Source organism: Paenibacillus oryzae, assembly GCF_001675045.1.
GTDB classification, from domain to species: Bacteria; Bacillota; Bacilli; order Paenibacillales; family Paenibacillaceae; genus Pristimantibacillus; species Pristimantibacillus oryzae.
Map to the genome: position 1 here is coordinate 48577 of NZ_LYPA01000050.1, position 25910 is coordinate 74486.

Genomic DNA, 25910 nt, shown 5'->3' on the forward strand with positions numbered 1-25910 from the left:
CTCCACCCCCTGGCTAATAAGGCAATCCGAATTCTTTGCGCTTGATTTCGATTTCGTCATTAATGTAAATAATGTAATCCGACAAGGCCTCACGCGGATTTTCCGCCGCATTGACCACTTTACGGAAGGCGTTGTCCAGATGACGGCCTGTGAAATAGCCCCCTGGAACCTGCGGAATGCCACGGACCCACTGCCATTGGCTCTCCAGATTTTTGTAATCCTTCACCGGCCACGGCAGCTCCTCGAGCGCCTCGATATTGGCGGTTGGATATCTCGCCGCTTCGCCCATCAGCCCTTCCATCTCGCGGCCGTAAGCGATTTGCGTATCCTTATCCGTCCACCATTTCATAAACTCCCAGGCTGCGTCCTTGCGTGTCGAATTTTCCAGCATCATAACACCTGTCGTATGGCTCGCCACCTCGTGGCTGATTGTTCCATCCGGCTGAGGCGTTCCCGGAACCATCGTGAAATCCCATAGTCCCTTAATTTCCGGCGCCATGACCGTCAGCATGTTATATGTGGTGTAGTCCACGATGCCAATCGGCATTTCTCCCGTACGGAACCGGTTCGGGAAGTCCGCAATTAACGGGAACTTGTAGCTGGTATAAAACTGCGTCCATCTTTTGAACGCCTGCATGGAGGTTTCGGAGTCCAGATCGCTTTTTTTGTCGTTGTCCTTATAAAAAACTCCGCCTGTCTGATACAGCAGCATAGCAAAGGTTGCGTTTGGCACCAGGCTTGCATTGGCTGCCTCAAGCGGCAAATAAAATTCCATATTGTGCTTCTGCAGGACGGAAATCATGTTGTAAATCTCCTGCCACGTTTTGGGCGGGGTCAGCTCCAGCTCCTCCAGAATATCCTTGCGGTAAAACAGCATCGGGAACGTTTGCTGCTCCGGCAATGCAAAGATGCCGCCGTCATACTTGTAAGGCTCCAGACCGCTGTCGCGGAAACGCTTCGCAACCTCGTCGAAGTCGCTGAATTGCTTCAGGTCGGCTGCCGCGCTGCGCATGGCGTAGTTGACGGGAACATCCTCGCCGATTTGCATAGCTACATCCGGCCCTTCATTGGCCAGCGTTGCGGGCAGCAAAATGTTGGGCTGCACAAGCCGGAGCTGTACGGATATATCGCTTTCCGGCGTAAAGGTATCGTCAATCAGCCCTTTGAGCACCTGAGCCTGATCTCGGCCCGTTGTTACCCATACGGTAATGCTTTCTCCTGCATCGCTTGTATTGCCGATGCTGTCGTAATCCTCGGTATAAGACGCCACATAAGCGCCAAGCTCGTGCTTCACAACCTGCAGGCCGCTTGCATCAGCGCGTGGCAGCTTGGCGTCCGGCGAGGAAACAACCAGATAATCCAGCGAAATCGGCTGCTCCCGCACAGTCAAAATCCAGGTGCCGAGACCGCCAACGTTGATTTTGTAGGTATCCAGCCGCTTAGGTGCGGTTTCCGGATATTTGACAAGCTCTCTCAGCTGTCTGACCATCGCATGCAGCACGGCTACCTTGTCGCTTCGTTCCCCCGTTGCCTGCTCCAAATAGTCCGCTACGCTTTCAATGGTATCTGCCTGTTCCCGGAATATGTCCACCATGCCGGGAATCCGTTTTTCAAGCTGATAATCACGGTATGGATCGGGCGTGTTGGATGTAATCATCAAAATTTTGCGGAACATCTCGTTTAATTGCAGCACGCTGGATTCGATTGTCCGAAGCAGCGGCGCCATATCGCCCAGCGACACCATCATGCGGATCGTGTGCTTGCCTTTTGTCAGATGAAACAGGTAAGGGTCCTCGCCCCCCAGCACGTCCATCTGCCAGTCTCTTGTATACTTGAACGTAATCCGCTTCATTTCCTCAAACGGATAATGACCGTCAATCATCAGACTTCTTGTTGCATAAATGCCCCGAAGCTGATTTTGCTTCTGCTTCAGCGCAATCTGATACAAGCCGTCCTCTTCTACTTCAAATTCCCATTCCACCCATTGTCCTGGCAGCTTCCAATTCAAGCCTCCGATAGTGTTAACTCTGATTTTGGACACATCATAAGGCGTTACCGTCGGACTGGACCGGTCGGAAACCGGATAAAGAGTTGGGGAGGATTTGCTCTTCGCGTCCTCCGCCTGAATGAGTATATATTGATCCTCTGCAGGCTTGATTCCGTTCGCCGTATATTGCTGCTTCAGCTCTTCATAGCTCGTTAAGCGCTCTTCCTGATAAAGTTCGATATAATCAATAGCCATCGGCTCCCTCAGAGAGGTCAGAGCCAATATATTCTCTCCCTTTTCCAGATAAAAGGAATATGGCTCCTCGTAATAGCCATAGCGATCATGAAAGGTTCCCATCTGCCATGCCGGTTTTTCGACTTGGCGCGGCCGCAGGTCATTGCCCCTGTCGTCCTGACGTATTTCTTCGTAGCGATTGCCCCATACCCGGTCAAACAATAAAATATCGGCGCCTTTAAAAGGAACCTCGCCGTTGATTTCAAATTGCCGTTCAATAGCCGAGCTTTTTCCCTCTAACGGGTAATAGTGAACGCGAAGATTGTAGAGGCCTGCCTGATCCACCGCTACCTTCCATTCAATGCTTCCATCTTCTGGCGTCAGAACGGCTTCTCCATCCAAACCCTCCAGCCCCTGCTCAACATGGAAACCATCGCCCGACGTCCGGAAAAACTGTTCGCCTTCAATGCGAATCGTGCCCGACGGACGCTCCTTGTTTCCGTATTTCTCCATGTACTCGTCATAACTGCCGCTGCCATTGCTACGGGTTACGGCGTCAAAATCCGACAACGCTCGCACATGCGTATTTTCCGTTTTACCCGAAGGCCAAAACGTCCAGACAGACATAAGGACGGCAATTACGAGCAGGACAAGCAAAAACTTTCTCTTTCTAATGGCCACCTGGCTTTCCCTCCCGCATCGCAAAATTACTATGAAAAGGAAATTCAAAAAGTTCACTTTCCGTTAAGAAAGCTGAACTTTTTGAACACAAACAATACATGCAACCTCGCTAATTAAGGCAGTCCCCGATTGGAATTGGTCCTAACGGGGACTGCTGGACAATTCAATTATTGGTTGTATACTTCGTCGATTGCGGCCTGGAAGGCTGTTTTATAGGTCTCGATAACGGTGGATACCGAAGTGCCGTTTACGAGTTCCCCGTTAAATGCCCAATAATCCAGGTTAGGGAAAGTACCATGATCAAGAACGATCAAATGGTCAGCGACTGTGCGAGCATTCGTAATGTCATCTTCATTCGAAAACGCTGTTTCCAAACCGGATTGGTTCGGGTAATCGTAGACGGAGTCAATGTCGTTGATTTTTTCCCAAATGTACATCAATTGCTCAGGGTTGCTAACCGATTTAGGGATGGCAAGCGCCTGGAAATCTGCCTCTACCGAATGATAGGTTGTAGCGTTTGGTCCTTTAGGGAACGGTACAAATCCGATATCGTAATCCGGCATATCCGTTTGGATGCCGCTAATTTCATAGTCGGCTCCCGCATACATCAGCGTGTTGCCTTGACGGAAGAACTGGGAAGGCTCTGTCCAGTCGCCGCCTTCAGTCGGACGGGCTACTTGCTCAGTTGCCAGACGGGATACAAAGTTAAGGGATTCAACCGTAGCCGGGTCCTCCAGGTTTTGCTTGTCTCCCTTGGTCAAAGAAGTATTGTTCGAGAACAGGGATTGCAGAAGCAATCCGGAGTTGGCAAGACCCCAATTATCCAGCTTGCCGTCATTGTTGGTGTCCTTGTTGGCTTCTTTGGCCACCTGAATGAAGGTATCCCAGTTCCAGTTGTCCTCGTTGACATACTCCTGAAGCGGCTTGAGGCCAAGCTGATTCATCAGAGTACGGTTATAGAAAATACCCATAATCAAATTGCCGCGGGTTTCGGAAAAGCCATAGCCTTTGCCATTATAAGAGAATGCAGCGGTTGCATCCTGAGAAAAAGCGCGCGAGTTTTTCGTATACTCGTCAATCGGCCAGAGCAGATCCTGCTTCACCAGCGTAGGAACGGTATAGTTTTTGCCCAGGCGCACGATATCGCCAACCGGCTCCCCGGCAAGCAGCGATGCTGTTACTTTATCGCGGTATTCGCCGAAATCAATGGCTACATATTCCACTTTAAAGTTATGTTTTTCCATCAAAGCTTCAAGATTTTTCTTTTTTTGAATATCGTCCGGATTGTTTTCTCCGATCGTCATGTCCCACCAGGAAGCAATTTTTATCGTTTTGCCACCCATGTCAAAATCCATTTCCGGCGTGCCTTCAACATCATCTGTTTCTTCAGGCGCGCTGGTTGGCGTCGCCTCTGCTCCGTTACCGGAGTTGTTGCTTCCCCCATTACCGGCATTTCCCGGATTGTTGCTTGGAGTACTGCCGCTGCAAGCTGCCAGCACAAGAGCCAGCGCACACAACAGCACCATCATTTTTGTAATCCGCATTCGTAATCCCCCTCGATAAATGATGAACACATGAAAAGTGTAGCGCTTACATTTTGAGGCAACAACCTGCTTAAAAAGAGATTGAAACCCGTCAGATTCTAGGTTTTTGGAGCGGCTCTGAAAAAAAAGTACGCGCGTACAGTCAAGAGGTAAAGAGATGGTGGCAATCCAAAAAAAAGCACATTGTGAAGCTGATGCTGATTTCTCATAATGTAAGCGTATCCTTTTTTTTGGTGAGCAGCGGCAGCGCCGCAGAACAAAAAAAATGGGGGGGAGCATGTTGCATAAAGTGATGTTGGTTGACTTGAGTCCTCATTCCATCGCTAATCAGACACATTCATTGGATTGGCGAAGATTGGGCTACTCACTGGGAGGATTCGCAAAGTCGCTGGGAGATGCGGTTTCCTTGTTTAGCAGGGAGCGCTTTTCGCTGGTTGTCATTCATATTCGCGATGCGCACGCGGAAGGCATTCGTTTGTGCGAGTTCATACGCGATAAGTGCAAGCGCATGCCGCTTATGCTTGTTGGCGGCCGGATGGATTTCCACTCTGCGCGGGAAGCGATGCATTATGGAGTCAACGATTATTTGCCTGCGCCGTTTACGCTGGAAGAAATGAAAGACAGCCTGCGAAACATGCGCGAAATGATAGGCGATGAATCCGATACGGCGGCAGCGTCCAGCCGCGGGGATATTCTCTATCAAGCTGGAGCTGGGGACGAAACCGGAGGAGAAACGGCGGAAAATGCTGCGGATGCCAGACTGCGGGACGTACACGTCATTGATCGGGTAAAGGCTTATGTTGAAGAAAGTCTGGATCAGGCCATTACATTAAAGGAAATATCGACGAGCATGCATTTCAATTGCTCCTATCTGGGCCAAAAATTCAAATATCACGAAAACATGACGTTTAACGAATATCTCCTTCAGCAGCGTATGGAAAAAGCCAAGTTTCTTCTGGAGCATACCGGACTTAGAATTTATGAAATCGCTAACAAAGTAGGCTACATCGAAATCGACTGGTTCTACAAAAAGTTCAAATCCTATACAGGCGTCAGCGCCAACGCATACCGCAAGATGCACTCCATCACCGCCTAAGACCTGCAGTTAAGAGCAACACCGATATAGGGAAAGCCCAAGAATGTTGATCTCACATCCCTGGGCTTACCTGCACTATCTCCGACTGTTCAACGAGGTACCGTTACCCTCCTCTTTGTTGCCAGATCATCCAAAAATGGAATGACTTGATCATAGCGGACTACTCTCTCATTTTTCTTTACAAATATAATTGGATCAGCCACTTCTAGCATTTCCGATTCAACCTTATCTGCTTTAATAGTAATAATATTGTGATTTAACCATAAAGCACTTTTCATTCGCTGTACATGCTCTGGCGCTTTAAATAGGATAGTAAATCCTTTTAATTGAACTAGATAATCATCAATTACAGATAAATACGGAGTTTTATAGTTAAAAACAATTAGCGTCAAATCAAATTTACTTTTACCAATAGTCATGTCTGCCATATTAAAGTAACGTAATTCCTCTAACTTATCCTTTCTTGTTGTTATGATCAACGTAGTAAGAACAATAATAATAGTACAGGAACTTAGTATAAAAAAATCTTGCCATCCTATATGCCGCGCGGGAAAAAAACAGAAACCAGCGAGAGCGATAGTAATAAGCATAGCATTCCTTGCAGTAGGGTATTTGTTAAGCAGTTTAGCTCTTCCAAAACAAGAGCAGTTATTTTTTTTCAATCGCCGGCCTCTGACCAACAATAAACCCGAAAAAAACACTAGAATAGTAGTTGCTAAAAGCCACCTCACATTGGGATACCCCGCTAAAAACATTATAGAAACAAGTAATTCCAATATCAGAACGCTTATTCCCATTGATTTAACTATTCTATTTGGAATAACTTTATATGATTTTATCTCTAAAAAAAAATCTTCTCTTGATTGAACTTTCATAAGTGCAGATATTAAAAATAAGCTGGCAAATATTAAATCAATAACATATGTAAAGATGATCATATGGACCCTCTCAATCAAACACAATTTTCAATAATAAAGACATCTTTGAATTCACATCCGTCTTTCTATAAATACTCTTAACTATGCTTCGAACCGTATGTTCACTAATAATTAGTTTCTGGGCTATTACACGATGATCATAATCCTGAAGCCATAACAACGCGACACTCTTTTCTCTTGAAGACAAACGAGTACATTGAACTTTCTGCTCCAAAATCAGTAATTTTGTTTCATTCAACATAAATCACCTCTTCGTTTTAAATACCCATTGATGGTTAAAATAACCATATGTTCTTTAAATTGTACCATTATCCTAATTTAGATACAACGATTCGTTGTTTATCTATTGTTTTCAAGGTCCCTAGCAACAAACAAAAGCAGACATTGATTTAATCAAGGCCTGCTCCCAAAAAATATTTTTTCACCCTAAGCGAACTTCTTTTCTTCTCATTGTCCTTACATTCACTTCTGTTGTTGTTGATTTGTCAGAAGGATTTGTTCAAGTTCAGCTTGTGTCATACTCAATGCTTCATCTACCTCAATATCGCCATCTAAAGCCTTCAGATAACCTTCTACCCTTATCTGATGCATCTTCCAGGGGAGATCATCCGGTATTTCCCAAAATCGGATAATCGGTTGGGGTTTATATGAAAGCTTGTAGAATGTCTCAATTACATCTCCTGTTTGCCCGCCACTTGGCTTCCACGACGGCAATTGCATTGCAACTTGCTTTATTGAAGCCTGACTAAGCTCGCTCACCAATCTCCATGCTGCTTCCGGGTTTTTGGCACTTGCGTTAACAGAGTAAATATACATGGGCGAAAGTGTGCCCTCCATTCGATTGTTGGGATCAACTGGCTGTGTCACTAGTCCCCATCGAATGCCAGTATTGGATTGAAGCAACGTTTTTACGGTATCGTAATTCACTGGCATTATCGCAATATTTCCTTCCAAGAACAACTCTACCGTACTTTTAGCAGCGGCTTTACCACCAGAATCGTTATCTCCATCCGTATGAATGATGCCGGAATGGTATGCATTCAGAGACATCTCGTATAGGTTATGCCAGGAATCCGTGTTGGTCGTAATAAGCTTTTTTTCCCAGTTTACATATTTCACATTTAAAGTATCTGCCATTTGATCAACCAATGCCAGCGGATCTGTATTTCTTCCCATAAAGTAACCATATACCGGATTATCAACAGTGTGATGTCCAGCAAACTGCTCCGCAGTAGTTAATATTTCTTCCCAGCTCATATAATCTTCCAGAATGGGAATATCGTATTTTTCAAATAAGTCATAGTTATATATAAGTGCTTCGCTCTGAAAATATGGAGCCAATCCATTAAGCAAGCCGTCACCGTTCTGAATAATCCAATCACGTACACCGGAATAAAGGTCATTGATCGGATAATTGCTCTGTTGGATGTATACATTTAGATCAGCTAATTTGTTCTGGCTAGAAAGCACGCCGAACGAAAAACGGTCAGTTATCACCACATCAGGCTGCTCACTCATAAATATCTCTTCTATTCTTTTGTACTTATCTAAAGGGTCACTGACCCTTTCGTTCAAATCAATAAATTCGACAGAAACTTCAGAGTTATTTTCCATAAAACTTCTCAATCCTATATGTTCAATTGTAACCCGATCATACATGGACAATATCTTCAAGGAAACGTTAGATTCGGTTTTCTTTCCAGTGAAACAACCGGATAAAAGCAATACAGAAATCATAAGGACAAGTGCGTTTCCTATTATTTTTTTGTACATATTATTCTCCCTCAAACAATTCGGCAGAAATGGATTCGAGCTTGACTTGAAGCTGTTCCAAAGCCTCTTCAACTGACAAGGATTCTTTCAGCACCTCTTCTATTAGCGAGAGGCTGCTCTCATAAATTGCAAGTGAAAGCACATCTGGTAGCGGTGATGCATCAAAATAGCTTTCCTGTGAAGAAGGCTGATTATAGAAAGGGGCTAGCGATCTGTTCAAATGCTGCTCTAACAAATCCATATGCATTGGAAAATTGGAGAACAACTGATTCGCGTCACCCGGCTTTGCAAGCAAAAAACGCTGGGTTTGTTCTGCACTCGATAAATAAGAGATCAGCTCCCAGGCTGCATCTTTATGCTCAGAGGACGGATTAATTAGCAGGGCTTCCGCTAATTGGGTAAACACCTGGTACGTACCGGGCTGGGGAGCAATTCCCCATTCAAAATCCAGTTCCTCTCTCTGAAGATAAAACAGCAATTCTGAATTGCCAAGCACAAAGGCCGCTCGCCCATCCGTAAAAGGTTTAAACCTGTGAACATCGTCCATACGCAAACTTTGCTCGTCATCCAATTGTTCTATAAACGGTTTAATATCTTCTGAAGAGCTGATTAACTTTTGATTAAACGCAGCAATAAACGTTTGCCATAATTTTTGCCAACTACTACTGTTAACGTATACATCCCCGTTATCTTTATTAATTGCTTGAAGATTCTCCGCTAGCGCCGCTATTCTTATAAGCGAAAACAGCTTATTTGCATCCGACTCATCCTCGCCGGTCTCAAGAAGACGGATAATAGCATTTCCTTGTCCATCCTCAGGGGGTACTATGGCCGCCAGCTGAAATAATTGCTCCCAAGATAATGGGGATGCATCGCTTAGTTCTATTTCAAATTGATCAAGCATAGAGCGATTGTAAAAAAGCGCCTCTGTCGAAAAGCGATTAGGAATCGCATAAATTTCATTGCTGCCTTCTTTTGTAATCCTCTGTTTCAATACATCAGGAATGACCGAGGCATCAAACCCCGACTTCTGTATATAAACATCCAAAGGAGCAAGCAATCCTTGATCAATGAGCGGACTAAGCGCTCCGCTCCAATTTACAACATCAGGTTGAAAACTGGAATATAAATTTTCAAGATTTTCACTTGGCCCCCCATCGCGAGGAATCAATTCATAAGGTACAAATTCGATCGTAATATCATAGTTCTCCGTACGTATGCTATTTCCGTATTGAGCTTCAAAAAACACAGGCATAACGCCAGCAATTTTTAGCGTGATAGCCTGGGTCTCTGGAGCAGATTCTTGACAACCAAATAGAAAAGCTCCAAATCCAACGATCACAAAGGATTTAAGTGCTCTTGAAAAAAATCGAGGATGAACCGTCATCATTTCCCCCCCTGGTGATGTTTTAATAACTATTATTAGCAAGTGCCTCCAATTCCTTAAGTGTATCAAACGAGTTCTGAATAATAACATTAGATTCGGAAGACAACAGGTATGCATACGGTGTAGCAGGTATACGAAATTTCAACTCTAATACGCCCTTTTCAACTGTTACTATTGGTACATCTAAATTGTAGTATCTTCTAATCTCCACTATTTCTTTTTCAGCACCTTCAATGATTAACAAAAAACTCATGTTGACATCCATACTAATATCTTTAATTTGTTCTAGCAAATCCAAACATATGGAGCAATATGTTGTAAGTAATACTACAAGTGACAATTTATCTTTGATAGTATTCTTTCCTAACTCTCCAAATTCCTCCAACAGCATTAAAAAATTTTCTTGTATGGGGCCAGTTTTTTTGTTTTTATTGAATATCTCAAAAATTTTTTTCCTAGTTAACTCCAATGAACTCTGGTTCATTTTGCTGAGACCTCCACATTTTCGAATACTTTCCATTTTGTTTGATGAGTTGATCATGGGATCCCGTTTCAATCACTTTTCCCTCATGCAGTACAATAATGTGATCCGATTTGGATGAGTTTAATAAATTATGAGTAATAAGCAGCGTCATTTTATTTTGTCGATTTTTTATAATATCATGAATCAATGCAGTTTCAGTTTCGGGGTCTAATTCAGAAGTCGCCTCATCAAGAATTAATATATTCGAGTTTTTATATAATGCTCTTGCAATAGCTATTCGTTGCCATTGGCCGCCTGATAATTGTCTTGCATTAAGATATTCGTTTCCTAAAACCCAGTTATAATCTAATTGGTTAGGCAATAAATAAGGGTATTGCTCCATCAACTTCGCGACATTGCTCTTTTCATGAATGGATATTTCAGACATCGCTATATTTTCATAGGCTGTTAACGGATAACGGATATATTCCTGATTCACAATTGAAATCTCTTTAAACAACTGCAATCGATTGATTTCGTTAATGTCGATCCCGTTTATATAAAGCATTCCATTAGAAATTTCATGAAAACCAAAAAGTATTTTTGATAGAGTAGATTTCCCCGAACCATTTTCACCTACCAGCGCGACAGTTCCCTTGCTTGCCAATGCTAATGAAATCTGTTCAATCGCTGCGTTTTGACTGCCCGGATAAGCAAACGAAAGCTGGTTGCAAGAAATACAATTTACACTGTCGATAGTTATTTTTTTTGAAATTAGTTCATGATCAGGTAAATATTTTTTTTGAAACTCTTGAAAACGATTACGAAATATACCTATTTCCTTAAATGCGTTTATTTGGCTCCAAAAAGATCTTAAACTGACATCAAGTGAAATTGCCGTTGCATTTATAACTATATAGTCGCCTAAAGTAATCCGTTGATTTGAAAACAATATCAAAAGGACTACTTGAATGACAAGATAACTTAATGGAGTAATAGCCTCTATGGGCAAACTGAATTTTATTTCCTTCAGTACAAAAGAAATCCTCTTTTTAATGTTTGCATGAGTTACTTTTATCCACTTACCTATTAACATTTCTCTTGCCTCATAAACAATTAGTTCTTTTTGTACATAGGGATGTGTTAATAATCCTGACAGGTTGGAGCTCTCCATTGCTATTTGTGAAGCTTCTTGATGATAGCGATGTTCCCTTTGCACCTTTTTTATTCCATACCAGGCAGTGGGAAGAGACACTATTAACAAAAAGACAGTAATAATCCATGTATATTGAAATATTAAATAGATATACATAGAAATGAGAACCGCATTATGCAATAAATTTAAAACTGAATTAATAACCTGTCCTACATTCCCCATGCTCCCCTGGAGTATATTAAGATCCTGCCTGTACGTCGGGGACTCTAAAGCCGTTATAGTTAAAGGCTGCAATTTTTCGATTAAAAATTTGTTTATTAAATACGCTACGTCAAGTGCTAGCTTCTCTTGGAAAAAGGACTGGGATTTATTGAGAATTAATTCCGTGGCCTGCAAACTAAATAAAATAAAACTGTACATAACGAGTATATGTATAGAACTTGATTCATTTAAAAAATCAAAAAAAATTTTCGTATATCTGAATTTAAAAAAATTCAATAGGGGGAATATTGCCAGCATAACTAACAATATTACTGTCGTTTTTTTATTCCCTCCAAAAAGAAGCTTCACCCAATAACGTATTCCGTATTTATCCTGTATCATTCTGTTATTCCAGATAAGAAATCATCCATTTTTTCCATTGCTGTCTGATTAAAGGGAGCGCTCCACTGAACTTTATTTTCCCGATCTATAAGCAAAATCCACGGAACACCAGGAACTGAAAAATGATCAATTAAAAACTGCCTTTTTTGGCGCAAAAACAATAATTCCTCAGAGATGACACTTTTTAGTTCCACATAATCTTCTAGTTCACATTCTATCAATACGATTAAGTTTGTAAAATCAACTCGGCTAACAACAGAATCCAGCACAGAATAACAAGCCGAACAACTCGTACTTAGAATAATAATGGCTATCCCCGTTCTATTTAAATCCTTTAAAGAGAGCTTTTTTTGATCATCAAAAAAACAATCAGAAATGTAATCAAATCTCTTTAACGGAGTTATTGTTTTCATAAAAGGAGATGTATTAATCACCCTATCATCACCTCTCTACCAGTTAAAATAGAGGAATGTTTGAAACAAACATTCCTCACCTTGAATTAATGTGAACAACAATTTCCATCTACATCCCACGAGTCAGTATGAGTCTCAACCCTTCCATCTTTCATGCAAGAGTATTCTGCATAATTCCGTTTCTTATAAATTGGTTGCGTTGTGCTGCAAGCAGTCCAGCCACAATATTGTCCATAAGTCACGTTTAATTGAACATAACCAGTTGGGCAAGCCATATGTTTCTCCTCCTCTCACAAGAAAATTTAATTGTGATTTCCATCACACTTAAAGTATACCAAACTCTTCCTTAAATAATATAACCCATATGAGGTATTTTTTTGATTATTAATAAGAATTCTTTTGTTTATTTATTTAACTAAATAAACCATATTTTAAACAAATATAAATTTATAACTGTAATACTCCATCCCATGGCGAGTTTGTGTGATTCTACAAACAATAGAAATGGCTCATCCTTGATATTTGTTTCGTTTGTACGATAAAGGAACCTTTTACCACTTTGTACGATAAACATACACCCCTTTACACTAAAATCTGCACAAAAAAAGTTAGGGTAAACGAATAGTTTACCTCTAACTTTTTAAGAGAAAATACCGGCAGAAGCCCTATCCGATTCTGCTTGAGATTTTGCTTAAGAATCTGCTTGATAGAAATAGCCTTACTAATCTATGCCGAGTCCTTATCGGGAGGATACAGCACGATTTTGCCGTCCTCAACCTCCACCCGCACCTTGTTGCTGCGATGAAAGCCGCCGTCCTCCAAATAACCGGCGGGTATTTGCAGACGGCCCGCCTTGTCGAGGACCGCATATTCAACGTGGCTGTCCTCTTGCTGCTCGGCAGCTACCTCCAGACCGTCTTGCTCTCCGCTTCCTTGACCCTTGCGGAGTATTTCCGCTGAGGTTTTGCCGTCGCGTATTTGAACAACGCGGTCCACCTTGCGCGCCAGCAACGGGTCATGCGTGACGATAACAATCGTAATCCCCGTTGTCCGGTTCAGCTCCCGGAACAGGTCCAGCACCTGCTCCGAGGTTCTGGAATCCAGCGAGCCGGTTGGTTCATCCGCCAGCAGAAGACGAGGCCGGTTGGACAGCGCAATGGCGATTGCCACACGCTGCTGCTCGCCGCCGGACAGCTCGCTGAGCCGATTTTTCATTTTGCCGCCAAGGCCAACCGCCTCCAGCAGCTCCCTTGCTCTCTCCCGACGCCGCTTACCATGCAGCAGCATAGGCAGCTCGACATTTTCCATCGCGGTCAAATACGGGATCAGGTTGCGGGCATTGTTTTGCCAGACAAAGCCGACCAGCTCTCGCTTGTAGGCGACAAGCTCTCGTTCCCGAAAGGTCAGCAAATCCCGCCCGCCCACTCTCAGCTTGCCGGCAGAGGGCTTATCCAGGCCGCCCAGCATATTGAGCAGGGTGGATTTGCCGCTGCCGGAATTTCCGATGATGGCCATCAGCTCGCCATCCTCCACGGTCAAGTCCAGCCCCTGCAAGGCAACCACTTCCAGGTCTGCCGTCTTGTAAATTTTCACAAGCCCTTCGCAATGAATCATAGTCTACTCCTCTCCCAGCTTTAACGCCGATGCGATCCGGATTCGCGACAGACGATAGCCAAGCAGCAGAAGCCCCAGGCCTAATGTTGAACCAACAATTCCGTATAGCTGTATATAATCACTGGCCCGGTAGACGACCTCGAATGGCGGCACCTGCTCCGTTGTGGCAAACGACATTTCAAACAGAGGCACAAAACGCTCGCTAACGAGATTGCCAATTAAAACACCCATCAAAACCGCCGCCCCGGAGGTCAACAGCTGCTCAGCCGCCAGCATCCCAAAAAGCTGAGGAAACGGCAGGCCCATCGCCCGCAGCACTCCATATTGAAGCGTTCTTCCCGACAAGGTAAGCACCCAAAACAGCAAAAAGCCAAAAAAGCAAATCACCATGGAAATGACAAAACCCAATGTCATGACGCCATTAATCGCCATGCGGAACGGGTCGTTGCGGGATTGGCTCAGAGCCTGCTGTGCATCCTTCAGTCCGCTAACGGCAACCTTGCGTTCCGAAAGCTGGCTATAAATATCGCTGCTGGATACGCCATCCTCCAACTTCAGCCATACCTCATAAGGCTCCACAGCGAGACGGTTCTGAATGGTAGCCAGATGTCCTACGACAAGACGCGGTGCAACGACTTTTCCATCCTCCTGCACTGGGCCATCGGGAAGCGGATTCCAGCTTGGCCAATAGTCGATAATTCCGTAGACCGTAAAGGTCGTTTGATCCACGCCGTCCCATGAAATCCGCAGCGGATCGCCAGGCTTCAGCTTAGCCTCCTCTGCAATGGAACGCGATATCAGCACAGCCCGAGGATCAGGCGCAATCAAATTCAAATAGCTGTTGATGGGATGCTCCAGCAAGGAGTCCTTCATCCATACCGTATTGCCAAAATCCTGCGTATGAATGCCCATCAGCGTTGTTCGGCCAGCCTGGCCGCTGCCAGGCGCGCTGAAACGCGCATCCTCCTTTTTGAACACCTTGGAAGCAGCCGCTACTCCCTCCAGCTCTTGAAACGGGGCAAACGGCGGCTCCGTATATTGCACGCGGCGCGCAGTTGTTGCGGTTGATGAGCCGCTATCCCCTTGAAGCTGCTGCGGAGCGCCTCCCGCCATGATCGTAACAGGAGCATCGCTCTTCCAGCGGGTTGTCAGCGCCATATCCGCTCCAACGTTGTACCTGATTTTACTCTCCAGATTATCATTGATCGTTCTGGCCGAGCTTGCGCTGAAAATGCCTGTTGCAACCGTCATAATAAGAAATACCTTAATCGTCAGGTATTGCCCGGAGGAGCGGCTGACCTGCACAAGCGTCCCGTACATGGAGGGCGGCCACCAGCGCTGCCCCGCCCGGAACACCAGCTTGATCAGCCATGGATATACACGAAGAGCCAGGAGACCGCAGCCAAGCGCAAACAAGGCAGGCAGCAGGAACAGCATCGGGTCTATCTGAAGCGCATCGGAATCAATTGCCAGACGCTTCAGATCCTCCTGTCTTTTATTGAAGTTATGCAATAAATAAAGAGATAGCGCAATGAGCGCAATATCGGCTCCCGTTTTGTGCCAAAACGACATCCCCGCAAGCCGGGCTGTAGCCTGCTTGCGCGCTACTATGCTTGTTCTAGTTGCCGCGAAGGCCGGAATCAGAATCAGAATAATGGCCGCTCCAACTGCGATGGCAGCGATTTTGTAGGCAATGCCGCTTAGCGCCACCTCGAGCGCAGATCGCTGCACAAATTCCAGAAAACCGCTGGACGCGCCCAGCACTCTTGTAATGGCAACGCCCAAAAACGGGCCTGCCGCCAATGCCGCTCCTCCCAGTAAAAGGCTTTCGAAGGTATATGCCGTCATAATTTGCAGACGGCTTGCGCCCCGGCTGCGAAGCACGGCAATTTCCGTCTTCTGGCGCTCGATAATCAAATTGGCCGCCATATACAAATAAAAAGCAAGCATCATCATAACCGGCGAATAAAGGGAAAGCATCATCAGATCCAGCTTTTCCCGCTTTCCCTCGTAGGAGGCAATGGTTTGAAGGGCCGGAACGTTTACTTCATCGGCTCCAAGCCGTCCCCGGAAGTAGCGACGGAGCTCTGTGCTTGCTTTTGTAAAAGCCTCCATATTCTCCAGCTTCAAGCCGCTGTAATTTAAAGCAACGCGCCATTCCAGCTCTGAAACTCTCGCCTTTCCTCCCTGCACGAACTCCCGCTCGAACTGCTGGAAAGGCACAAGAAAGCCATCCGTAGATTCTGTGGTCAAAAAAGGCAGATACGGGTCTGCCTCAGGGTCCGTTTCAATGATGCCCACAGGTACAACTCTGAACAGAACCTTCTCCTGCTCCGGGTATTCCGCGACGAGCTCTTCGCCTAATCCCCGCTTTGCGGCAAATAGAAACCGCTGCGTCACCAGCGCCTCGAATACGCCGTCTGTACGGTCAGCAGGCATTCTTCCTTCGATGAGCTTTACCCTTGATTCCATGTCGGATAGCGACTTGAAGGCGCCGGAGGTTTTCTGAGCCTGCTTCTCCGCCTCGCTGGCGTCGGCTCCATAAACTTTCATTTTTGGCGTGGCGCGCTGCCGGTAAGCGGACATCTGCTCCAGTCCTGCTCTTGCGGGAAGCCCCTCCATATAACGGTCGGCCCGGGCAATCGCTTCCGCCGTATCCTCGGCGCTTTTGCTTGAAGAAATCGTTGTTGCAGCCCGGACATAGCCGGGATAGACGAAGCTTTCGCTTTGCAGCCTTTGAAGCTCCTTTTGCAGCGTTCGCTGAAGAATCGCTTCGGAATAAAGCGGCATCGAGCTGAACAGCGCTACGCATATCGTAAGCCCGAACCATAGATTTAATTGCAGCCATTTATTGCTGGCCATCTTGCGAAGGATCATGGTCCACAAGGCCATATGCACACCTCATTTATTTTTCGTCCCTGTCGGGCATGCAGCTGCGGGTTTAGTGGTTTACGACCACCATCTGCCCCTCATCCAGCCCGGATACGATTTCTGCTTCGGTCGCTGTCGTAAGACCAACCTCCACATCTACCTCCCGGCGCTGGCTTCCGTCCGCAATTTGCACATAGCTGCGCCCCATGTAGGAACGCACCGCCGAACGGGGCAGCAGAATAACGTCGGCGCGATTTTGCAGCTCTATGATCATTTCCGCGCTATGCCCGATCTGCACATCCTCCGGCTGCTTCTCCATTTCAACAATAAGCAAAACCGCGTTTCGCTCCGTCTGAATTTCATCTGTTGTAAGCGGAGCATTGGCCGGAGTTTGCAGCACCGTACCATCATAGGCCTTTCCCTTGTATCTCAGCTGAACCGGCATGCCGGTTTCCACCATCATCAAATCCTTGGGACTTCCTGCCGTATAGGTCAGCTGTATGCGGGCAGGGTCGGCGATGGTCATAATGGTCTGATGGGCGCTTACGGTATCGCCCGTCTGCAACGTTTCCGCAAAAATAACGACGCCATCAATCGGAGCGTATAATCTGGAATTTTCCAGCCGGCTCTCCATAGATTCCAGCAGCAGCGTTTCCCGCTCCAGATCGATTTCGCGCAGACGCAGCTCCGTCTCGGACACGTCGGACATTTTGGACTGCCTGTACTGCAGCCAGCCTTTCTCAACATTCATTTTCTGTAGCCGGAGCTGCAGCTCCAGATCGCCGCTGTCCAGCTCCACCAGCACATCCCCCGCTTTGACGGAATCTCCCACCGCAACATTTACCGACTGTACCTTTCCGCCGGATTCAAGAAATGAAGCCTCCTCCGTGGCAGCGGATACAAAACGGGCCGTGCCTCTGAGATACGTCTGGATATTTCCCTTGACCGCCTGCACGAGGTTTAGCTCCTCCTCCGTCGGCTGAATAAGGGGGGGCTGCACGGTTTCCTCCTCCATTGGAAGAAGGGAACATCCCGAGAGGACAATACATGCAATAATCCATATTGCCGCCAGCTGTTTGAAGCGCGAACGGCTAATCCGCCGAGAGTTGATTTTGCGTAACAATACGTCCATCCTCCAATGCCACAACATAATCGGCAAGCTCCATAATTCCGGGATCATGCGTTGTCATCACAATCGTCATGCCGGCCTTCTGCACCAGCTCGCGAAATACCTTCATTACCTGGTAACCCATTCTGCTATCCAGCTCCGCAGTTGGTTCATCCGCAATCAGCAAGGTCGGCTTGTGCGCAATCGCCCGCGCAATGGCCACGCGCTGCTGCTCTCCGCCTGAGAGCTCCATGGGGCGATGCTTCATTCTGTCCTTCATGCCAACCTTCTCCAGTGCCTCGATCGCCGCTTCGCGGTTGCCGCTTGATGGCGCGCCTGCGATGCGCAAGCCGTATTCCACATTTTCATAGGCGGACATGAGGGGAATCAAGCCAAAGGATTGGAAAATAAGCCCCAGCTCCTTTCGCCGCAACCGGCTTCTCTCCAGAGGCGACAAGGCCGTTATTTCTCTATTTTGCAGAAATACCTGTCCACCGGTCGGCTCATCCAGGGCGCTCAGGATGTTAAGCAGTGTTGTTTTCCCTGACCCCGAACGCCCCTTAAGCGCAACCAGCGTACCTGTCTTTACATTCAAATGAATATCTGCAAGCGCTGTCACAGCAGTTTGGCCTTTACCGAATACCCGCCGTATGCCAACGGCCTTCAATAACGTTTCCCCATCGTTGGTACGACACGCTTCCAATAATAGCTCCTCCTCACGGATTCAAAACAATCTGCTGCCCTTCCTCTATGCCTTTAACAATTTCAATGTCCGAACCGGACGTCAGCCCCGTCTCGACATCCCTCACCAAACGGCTTCCTTCCTCCAAAATCTGCACATAATTGCTGCCGGAGAGAGAAAATACTGATGTTCGCGGAACAATGATGGTGTTTTCCCTTTGTTGAAGGGTTATTGCGATCTCCGCACTATGACCTATAACGGCTTCGGGAGGAAGCTGGTCCATATCAATAATAATTCGGGTGGCATGCTGGAGTTTATTTCGGGGATCAGCCCGCATAGGCAAAGCAGAGGGCGACTGCACAACTTTTCCTTCATAAAGCTTTCCTTTATACGTCACCTCAACCGGCATGCCCGTCTCCACGCCAAGCAGCTCGGAAGGCTGTTTGACGCTATACACCAGTTGCAGGCTGGAAGGATCCGCCACGGTTGCAATGGCTTGATAGGGCTGCACGCTGTTGCCTGCTTTCAGCTTCTCGGCAAAGGTTACAATGCCTTCAAAAGGCGCTTTTAGCTCCGAGTCTGCCAATCGAGTCGTAAGCGCGCGCAGCGCAGCCGTTTCCCGCTCCAGATCGGCCTCCCTGGACAGCAGCGCAACTTCGTCGCCATCCATTCCAGCTGTCTCTTTATATAGAAGGACTGCCCTTTCTACATTCAGCTTTTGCAGCTCGATCCGGTCCTCCAGCTCTCCCGTTTCCAGCTGCACCAACACTTCGCCGTTTTCAACCTTTTTTCCCGTTTCGGCATAATAAGCTTTAATAACCCCGCCGGAGCTTCCAACAACCAGCTTCGTTACGCGGGACGGCACAAAGGTTGCATTGCCGCGCAGCCTGGTTTCGATTGTTCCTCTTGAAGCGATTGCCGTTTCAACCTTCTCCTCCGGGGGCTGAAATAAAGGAGCCGCCAAATCAGCGGGTTTGCTCTCTCCCAAAGCGCAGCCGCCCAGCAGCAGAACCGCCAAAACGCAACCGCCTAGCCGCACTGCAAACCCCTTGCCAGGAAGAATTGAACTGCCGCCTCCTTTTTGTCGATCAACCACCGTAAAGCCTCCTCCGCTTGGCTTATTGCCAGCTGCGTTTCCTCTGTTTATCGCTATTATAAAATAAGAACACCCTAATCAGCGCCCGTCTGATTATAGGTGTTCACATGTCATTTGCTATGATTCATTGCCAGCACACAACTCAAAAGGCTGCTTTCAAAAATTTTGCTACCCCGTTATTGTTGTTGCTTTCAATGATTTTGTCTGCTGTATTTAATATCGTTGCATGTGCATTGCTAACCGCATACTTTTCATCCGCTGCTTCAAACATGCTTAGATCATTGAGGTTGTCTCCAAAACAAACCACTTTTTCAAAATGGAATTCTTTTTTCAAATAAAGAACTGCTTCTTTTTTTGTTGCATAACGACTCGAAATTTCCAGCCAGTTAAATGGCGGGGTGTAGATGTCCGGGCCATAATGACAGGTGCATTCCTCGTTATCGCTAAAGACTTGAAAAGCTTTGACAAGCTTTTGCGGCTTATCTATTGCATTTACCGTAAGTATATGCTCATTAAAGCATTCATCATAATCGCCAATGCATCTGAATCTCCGATCTCCCTTGCTCAGCCTGTTTGCTATGTAATTCTCCTCGCTTTTATTAAAAATGCCTCTATAGTAAATATGAGCATTTCCAGCCGAATCAATGGTATACACGATAGGATTAAGGCCAGATTCCAAATAAGCTTTGAGGACCTGAGCAGCCAGTGGACCCGGCAAATAATTTTCCTTAATGTTACGGGATTTTGCAGCATCAAAAATAAAAACTCCATTTATTAAAACCATAGGCATCTTTAAACGCAATCCTTTAACGATTTCCCTTACGGACTCTATGGAACGGGCTGTTGCGATAGTAAAGTTCATTCCCTTGTCGACGATCAGATGATTAATAATTTCTATGGATTCATTCTCTATCTCTTGCTTATCGTTCAATAAAGTGCCATCCAGGTCCGAAACGTATAAAACGCTCACAAAATACCTCCTTGTCTTGATGGGGCTGTCCAAAAGAAGGATGTCTTGGAAGCTTTCGGACAGCCCCTGGTAGTTAATTAAACGAAGTCTCTCCCGTAATCACTTATTAGTAATACTAAGAGCCAATTTCATAACCTGATCTTTGTCGAAATCGCTGGTGCGAATTTCATATTGCAGCCGTTGGCCGTCTTCTTCCTCAATCCACAAAAGCTGGCGGTTGAACGCATCGCCCAAATATACGGCCTTATGGCGGTTTACGAGGGTTTGCTCTACCTCATGCGTGGAAAGATCGGGCACATGAACCCGGTTTTTGGTCGTTGTCAGCACATGCTGCTCCCATCGGGACCCGCCATCCTCGCAATTCAGCTTGAAGCCAACCATTTTTCCGCTTGGCGGCAGCGGACGTACAACCGTTTTCCCGCTTTTCTCCGCTTCCTCGCGCATAGCGGATATTTCGCTATCATCCAGTGAACCAAATCCATACATAACGTAAATTTCCGTAATGACCTCGCTCCGGGGCAGTTTAATGACATAAGGCTGCATCTCCTGAAGAAGCGCCTCCAGACCGCCGCTCCAAAGCACATGCTCATAATTCGTCTGATTGCTGACCGTACGGTCGGGATTGTCAGTCAGACTATAAATGGCAATGCCCGATCCCGGCGGCAACCCGCCAACTAGCTGATCGAAGGGATCATCCGCCTCCAGCGAAGCTACCGTCACCTTGCCCAGGAAGCCGCCTCCGTCGCTCCAAAGCTCCAGCTCCTTGAATATTTTGCCCTTAAGCTCCATCGGGGGTTCGATTTCAGCCGCCTGATTCCGTAATGCTGACAAAATGGCTATATCGCGATCTTGATCTGTCATTCTACATTCCTCCGTATTGTCGTTCTTAGTTTTCTTAAGGCCAGATTTAATCTCGACTTGACTGTACCCAACGGGATACCGGCAATTTCCGCAATTTCCTCCTGCGACAAATCATTTAAGTAGCGCAGGATGACAACCTGCTTCAGCTTATAGGACAAGCCTTCAATCTCCCTTACCGCATCGTCGGCTGATAACCTCTCTATAACCGCGCCCGAAAAATCCAGCTCGACCGGAGCGGCTTGAAGCTGCTTCTCCTTGTTGTCCTTGCGTGCCTGTCTCCACTTTTTTCTGCGATAGGACTGGTGCTGCCGGATCGCAATCCCGTACAGCCATGCTCGCAGGGAACGGGACGGGTCAAATCGGGGCAAGCTCCTGTACAGCTCCACATAAACATCCTGTACGATATCGTCCAGGTCCTCCTTGCTGTCCGTTAAAAAATACAGCATCCGGTAAATGGAATGAATGGTTTCATTGTACAGCTCCGAAAAAGCCTCCTGATCACCAGCCAATACTTTATGAACCTCAGCGTTTGATTCCAACAATCTGTCACCCCCTAGCTGGTTATATCATATATTGGCCCTCTGCCGCATAATCGTTCGCCAAAAAGGCAAACAGCGCTCCCTCCACCTTGTGGAAAAAGCGCCATTGCTTTTGGAACTCATGAATTAACCCTTTACTCCGCCAACCATCATGCCTTTTACAAAATATTTTTGCAGGAACGGATAAACCATAATAATCGGCACGGAAGCCACAATCGTCATCGTCGCCCTCACGGACAATGGCGTCACTGAACTTTGTGCGCCGCTCATGCCGCTAATCATGCCGGAAATAGAGCCTGAGCTATTGGTTGTATTGGAGTTTTGCAAAATTTTCTGCAGCTCATATTGCAGCGTGCTTAGGTCAATATCAGAGGAATTGTACAGAAATACGTCAAACCACTGATTCCATTGAAAAACCCCTGAGAATAGAGCCACCGTTGCAAGCACAGGAGTCGTAAGGGGCAGCACGATGCTGACAAATGTACGGAATTCCCCGGCACCGTCAATTTTGCCCGATTCCAGAATGCTTTCCGGCAAGCCTTCAATAAAGGAGCGAATAATAATGAGATTAAATACGCCAATCAAACCCGGCCAGATATAGACCCAGAAGCTGCCGATCAAATTCAGATCGCGCATCAGCAAAAAGGTTGGAATAAGTCCCCCGTTAAAATACATCGTCAATATAAAAGCGATCGTTACAAATTTACGCAATACATATTCTTGCTTGGTCAGCGTATACGCCACCATGGCTGAGCAAAATACGGTCAATACCGTCCCGACCACGGTCCTCAATACGGAAATAAATGACGCGTGGAAAATGGTAGCCTCTCTAAAAATGTAGGCGTAATTATCCAGCGTCCATATGCGTGGAACCAGATAAATCCCGCCCTTGATCGTATCCTGTGCCTGGTTGAATGAAACCGCAAGCACATTCAGAAACGGATACAAGGTTACAATCATTAACAGGATCATAAATGTGTAGTTGCAAATATCAAATATATGGTCGCCCGTCGACTTTTTAATTTTGTATCTTTTAGCTGCTTTGACACTGCCTGAAGCCATTTCCCTGCACCCTCCTTCTAGAATAACCTGGATTCGCCCATTCTTTTCGCCAGATTATTGGCGGCAAACAACAGAATAAAGCTGACGACTGTCTTGAACATGCCCGCCGCAATGGAAAGCGAGAAGTTGCTTTGGTTAATGCCGTATTTCAAAACAAATATATCAATGTTTTCGGAATAGTCCACGTTAAGCCCATTGCCCAGCAAATATTGCGGCTCAAATCCCGATTCCATCAAATAGCCGATATTCATAATTAGCAAAACGATAACAACCGCTTTGATTCCCGGAAGGGTAATGTAAAACATCTTTTTGAATCGGCCTGCTCCATCTATTTCCGCCGCCTCGTATTGGGCTGGGTCAATGGTGGTCATCGCGGCCAAATAAACGATCGTATTCCAGCCAAGATCCTTCCAGATCGAGCTGGCGCCAAAAATAGTCCAGAACTGATGCGGAATGCCTAAGAACAAAATTTCATTTCCTTTATCAATAAAGCCTAACCAGACCAGAACCTGGTTAATGATGCCATCCGGTGACAAGGTTGTCTGAATAATGCTTGCTGCTACAACCCAGGAAATAAAGTGGGGCAAATAACTGACGGTCTGAACGACCCGCTTGAACGCTACCCTGCGGATTTCATTAAGAAGCAATGCAAGCGTAATTGCTGTAAGGAAACCAAATACCAGATTGATGCCGCTCATCACAAGAGTGTTGCGCAATACTCGCAGAAATCTTTCGTCGCCAAACAAAAACTTGAAGTGGTCAAAGCCAATCCACGTTTGATCCCAGAAGCCGAGAGCCGGCTTAAAATCCTGAAACGCAATGGTCCAGCCCCAAATCGGGACATATTTAAAAATAAACAGCCAAATTACAAACGGAATCGACATAAACACCAGAACGCGTTGTTGCTTGAGCTTACGCGCAAACGTTCCTAAGCGCGACGTCTTGCGTTGTGCTCCTGCTGCAACTGCCGCCTGGGCAGTATTGTTCTCCATCTTGCATTCTCCTTCCGATGCCATATCGCGAAATCGCAGCGGAGCCTCGCGGGAGAGCGGATCACTCCGCGCTCCCGGCCTGGCTACCTGTTTCTTTATTTTGCGTCTTCGACTCTTATCTTAACTTGCTCGGTTGTCCACTTCTCATAGCCGGCAGTATCAAGCTTGTTGAAGTCTTTCAGATATTCCTCCCAGTTCGCTTCAAATTTATCCGGTGCGCCCAATACCAATTTTGGATAATGCTTTTTCGTTATCTCGTCCTTGCTTGTTTCCCACATTTGCTCAGGAGAATTTTGCTCCTTGGCAAAGCCCCATGCCGGATACCATGGACGATAGACCGGTTCAGCAAACATTTCGCTGTAGGTTTTTGCGCCGTATTTGTCCAGGAAGCGCTTGTCGCTATCCGTCAGTCTCATTTGGAATACCTCTGGCTGATAAAGCACAGCCTTGGCGTTGCCGTTAGCCAGTGTGGAGTTGGCGTTGTAGCTAGGCCAGTTCCAGCCGTATTGCTTGAAGCCGAACTTTTCATTGAAAGCTTCGTCGATTTTGGCAATTTGCTCCGCAGTACGGTAGTAACGGCCGTTATCGTCAACTTCGTATGTTTCTCCCTGAATACCCCATGAGGTCAATGTCTGATTTTCCTCGGTCAACAGGTTGTCAAAATATTTAATAATGCGAACCGGATCTTTGGCGCTTACGGTAATGCCGATACCACGGTTAGTGACAAGACCGCCTTGCGGATCAATGTAAGCGTCAGGCGTTTGCTCGTCAAACGTTACCGGCAGCGGGAAGTAGTTGTAGGCATCCAGAGACGGATCCTTGCGCGCAGCGTCAGTCAGTACGTTCAAGCCATTCTGAACCTGCCATCTGTAATCGAAGAAGCCCAATACTTTATGGGAGGTCAGCTTGGCGATATATTGGTCATAGTTGTCAACAAAGGAGGACTTGTCGAACAAACCTTTTGCATTCAGCTCGTTAAGCGTTTTCAACCATTTGTAGGTTGCGTCGGTTGCCGCATACGTTTTGGCTTCGTGGCTGTTCAGATCTACCATTACGTTGCCTTCGTTTGGATAACCCATCAAATGCATTGGCGGGTTGGCAGTGGCGAAAAATCTCCAGTCATGCGTCAGTGAAACCATGCCTGTCAAGTTTTCATCCTTGTGCTTTTCCGCATAATTGGTAATCAGCTCAATGTATTGATCAAGCGTTTTCACTTTAGGGAAACCTGCTTCTTCCAGAACGCGGCGTTGAATCCAGAAAGCCGCTCCCGGCTCAGGGTCCGGTACATAATCGCCAACTTGAACGGCAATCGGAAGAATGTACAGCTTGCCGTCTTTATCTCTCATTTGATCCAGGTAAGGACCGTAAACCCGTTTAATATTCGGGCCATGCTCTTCAATTAATTTATCCAGCTCAATAAAAGCGCCTGCATTTAAAACCTCTTCCATCGCAGCGTCCGGAATCAGAACTTCGGGATATTTGCCGGATGCAATCATTGTTCCTATTTTGGTGTTCAAATCGCCTACCAAAAACTCAAGCTTGAAGTTTACTCCAGTTTGATCTTCAAGCATTTTGCCGATTGTTGTTTCATTGGTGTTGATGTCCTTGGTGCCCGCAACGCCGTTGTAAATGGTGTAGGTTACTTTCTCTTGTGTTGTCGATGTCGGTGTGCTTGAGCCGTCGTTGGTCGATCCTGTAGCAGCCGGTTTGTTCGTATTGCCGGAACAAGCGGTGACAACCGATACCAACAGGGCAGCCGTCAGACCGAGTAGCAAACGTTTTTTCATTTTCATTGCTCTTTTTACCCCTCTCTCGAACTAAGTTGGTCGTGCAACTACAG

The 25910-nt window shown here is 46.3% G+C and carries 21 protein-coding genes; 1 reads left to right on the plus strand and 20 read right to left on the minus strand.

What is annotated here, in order from left to right:
* Positions 1-13 precede the first annotated feature (13 nt).
* Both A7K91_RS10310 and A7K91_RS10315 read right to left on the minus strand, forming a co-directional pair.
* The gene (locus A7K91_RS10310; protein ID WP_156739459.1) at positions 14-2902 is read right to left on the minus strand and encodes an extracellular solute-binding protein; all 2889 of its coding nucleotides are present in this window, start codon (positions 2900-2902) and stop codon (positions 14-16) included.
* A gap of 167 nt (positions 2903-3069) precedes the next feature.
* Positions 3070-4446, minus strand: coding sequence for an ABC transporter substrate-binding protein (locus A7K91_RS10315; protein WP_068682328.1), 1377 nt, complete (start codon positions 4444-4446; stop codon positions 3070-3072).
* 277 nt (positions 4447-4723) lie between these two features.
* Between A7K91_RS10315 and A7K91_RS10320 the strand changes: the two genes are divergently transcribed.
* Positions 4724-5542, plus strand: coding sequence for a helix-turn-helix domain-containing protein (locus A7K91_RS10320; RefSeq protein WP_169833396.1), 819 nt, complete (start codon positions 4724-4726; stop codon positions 5540-5542).
* Between the two features lie 89 nt (positions 5543-5631).
* Here the strand turns inward: A7K91_RS10320 and A7K91_RS10325 are convergent, their stop codons facing one another.
* From A7K91_RS10325 to A7K91_RS10410, 18 genes are all read right to left on the minus strand, one after another.
* On the minus strand, positions 5632-6480 hold the full coding sequence (locus A7K91_RS10325; protein WP_068682330.1) for a MauE/DoxX family redox-associated membrane protein: 849 nt from the start codon (positions 6478-6480) through the stop codon (positions 5632-5634).
* Positions 6481-6490: 10 nt separating this feature from the next.
* Complete coding sequence (locus A7K91_RS27440) at positions 6491-6721, minus strand: helix-turn-helix transcriptional regulator (protein ID WP_068682332.1); 231 nt, start codon at positions 6719-6721, stop codon at positions 6491-6493.
* Between the two features lie 221 nt (positions 6722-6942).
* Entirely contained in the window at positions 6943-8253 is a 1311-nt protein-coding gene (locus tag A7K91_RS10335; protein WP_068682334.1) for an ABC transporter substrate-binding protein, read from the minus strand.
* A 1-nt stretch (position 8254) separates the two neighbouring features.
* Positions 8255-9643, minus strand: coding sequence for an extracellular solute-binding protein (locus tag A7K91_RS10340; RefSeq protein ID WP_169833397.1), 1389 nt, complete (start codon positions 9641-9643; stop codon positions 8255-8257).
* 19 nt (positions 9644-9662) lie between these two features.
* Entirely contained in the window at positions 9663-10124 is a 462-nt protein-coding gene (locus A7K91_RS10345) for a hypothetical protein (RefSeq protein WP_068682338.1), read from the minus strand.
* A complete protein-coding gene (locus A7K91_RS10350; protein WP_068682340.1) occupies positions 10096-11862 on the minus strand; it encodes an ABC transporter ATP-binding protein in 1767 nt (588 codons plus the stop codon). The genes A7K91_RS10345 and A7K91_RS10350 overlap by 29 nt, the downstream gene beginning before the upstream one ends.
* Positions 11859-12296, minus strand: coding sequence for a hypothetical protein (locus tag A7K91_RS10355; RefSeq protein WP_068682342.1), 438 nt, complete (start codon positions 12294-12296; stop codon positions 11859-11861). The genes A7K91_RS10350 and A7K91_RS10355 overlap by 4 nt, the downstream gene beginning before the upstream one ends.
* 705 nt (positions 12297-13001) lie before the next feature.
* The gene (locus tag A7K91_RS10360; protein ID WP_068682344.1) at positions 13002-13889 is read right to left on the minus strand and encodes an ABC transporter ATP-binding protein; all 888 of its coding nucleotides are present in this window, start codon (positions 13887-13889) and stop codon (positions 13002-13004) included.
* A 3-nt stretch (positions 13890-13892) separates the two neighbouring features.
* Positions 13893-16781, minus strand: coding sequence for an ABC transporter permease (locus A7K91_RS10365; protein WP_068682347.1), 2889 nt, complete (start codon positions 16779-16781; stop codon positions 13893-13895).
* 49 nt (positions 16782-16830) lie between these two features.
* Positions 16831-17775 carry an efflux RND transporter periplasmic adaptor subunit gene (locus A7K91_RS10370; RefSeq protein ID WP_245697395.1) on the minus strand — a complete coding sequence of 315 codons (945 nt, stop codon included), beginning with the start codon at positions 17773-17775 and terminating at the stop codon, positions 16831-16833.
* Between the two features lie 76 nt (positions 17776-17851).
* Positions 17852-18571: an ABC transporter ATP-binding protein gene (locus A7K91_RS10375; protein ID WP_068682351.1), complete on the minus strand. Its 720-nt coding sequence runs from the start codon at positions 18569-18571 to the stop codon at positions 17852-17854.
* Positions 18572-18584: 13 nt separating this feature from the next.
* Complete coding sequence (locus tag A7K91_RS10380; RefSeq protein WP_169833398.1) at positions 18585-19646, minus strand: efflux RND transporter periplasmic adaptor subunit; 1062 nt, start codon at positions 19644-19646, stop codon at positions 18585-18587.
* Positions 19647-19788: 142 nt separating this feature from the next.
* The gene (locus A7K91_RS10385; protein WP_068682353.1) at positions 19789-20616 is read right to left on the minus strand and encodes an HAD hydrolase family protein; all 828 of its coding nucleotides are present in this window, start codon (positions 20614-20616) and stop codon (positions 19789-19791) included.
* A gap of 99 nt (positions 20617-20715) precedes the next feature.
* Entirely contained in the window at positions 20716-21477 is a 762-nt protein-coding gene (locus A7K91_RS10390; RefSeq protein ID WP_068682355.1) for a hypothetical protein, read from the minus strand.
* Positions 21474-22019 (minus strand): sigma-70 family RNA polymerase sigma factor, encoded by a 546-nt coding sequence (locus A7K91_RS10395; RefSeq protein WP_082967362.1) that lies wholly within the window; start codon positions 22017-22019, stop codon positions 21474-21476. Before A7K91_RS10395 ends, A7K91_RS10390 begins: the two co-directional genes overlap by 4 nt.
* 123 nt (positions 22020-22142) lie before the next feature.
* Complete coding sequence (locus A7K91_RS10400; RefSeq protein ID WP_068682357.1) at positions 22143-23078, minus strand: carbohydrate ABC transporter permease; 936 nt, start codon at positions 23076-23078, stop codon at positions 22143-22145.
* 17 nt (positions 23079-23095) lie between these two features.
* The gene (locus A7K91_RS10405; RefSeq protein WP_068682359.1) at positions 23096-24070 is read right to left on the minus strand and encodes an ABC transporter permease; all 975 of its coding nucleotides are present in this window, start codon (positions 24068-24070) and stop codon (positions 23096-23098) included.
* A 95-nt stretch (positions 24071-24165) separates the two neighbouring features.
* Positions 24166-25863, minus strand: a complete 1698-nt coding sequence (locus A7K91_RS10410; RefSeq protein WP_068682361.1) for a type 2 periplasmic-binding domain-containing protein — start codon at positions 25861-25863, stop codon at positions 24166-24168.
* Between the last annotated feature and the right edge of the window lie 47 nt (positions 25864-25910).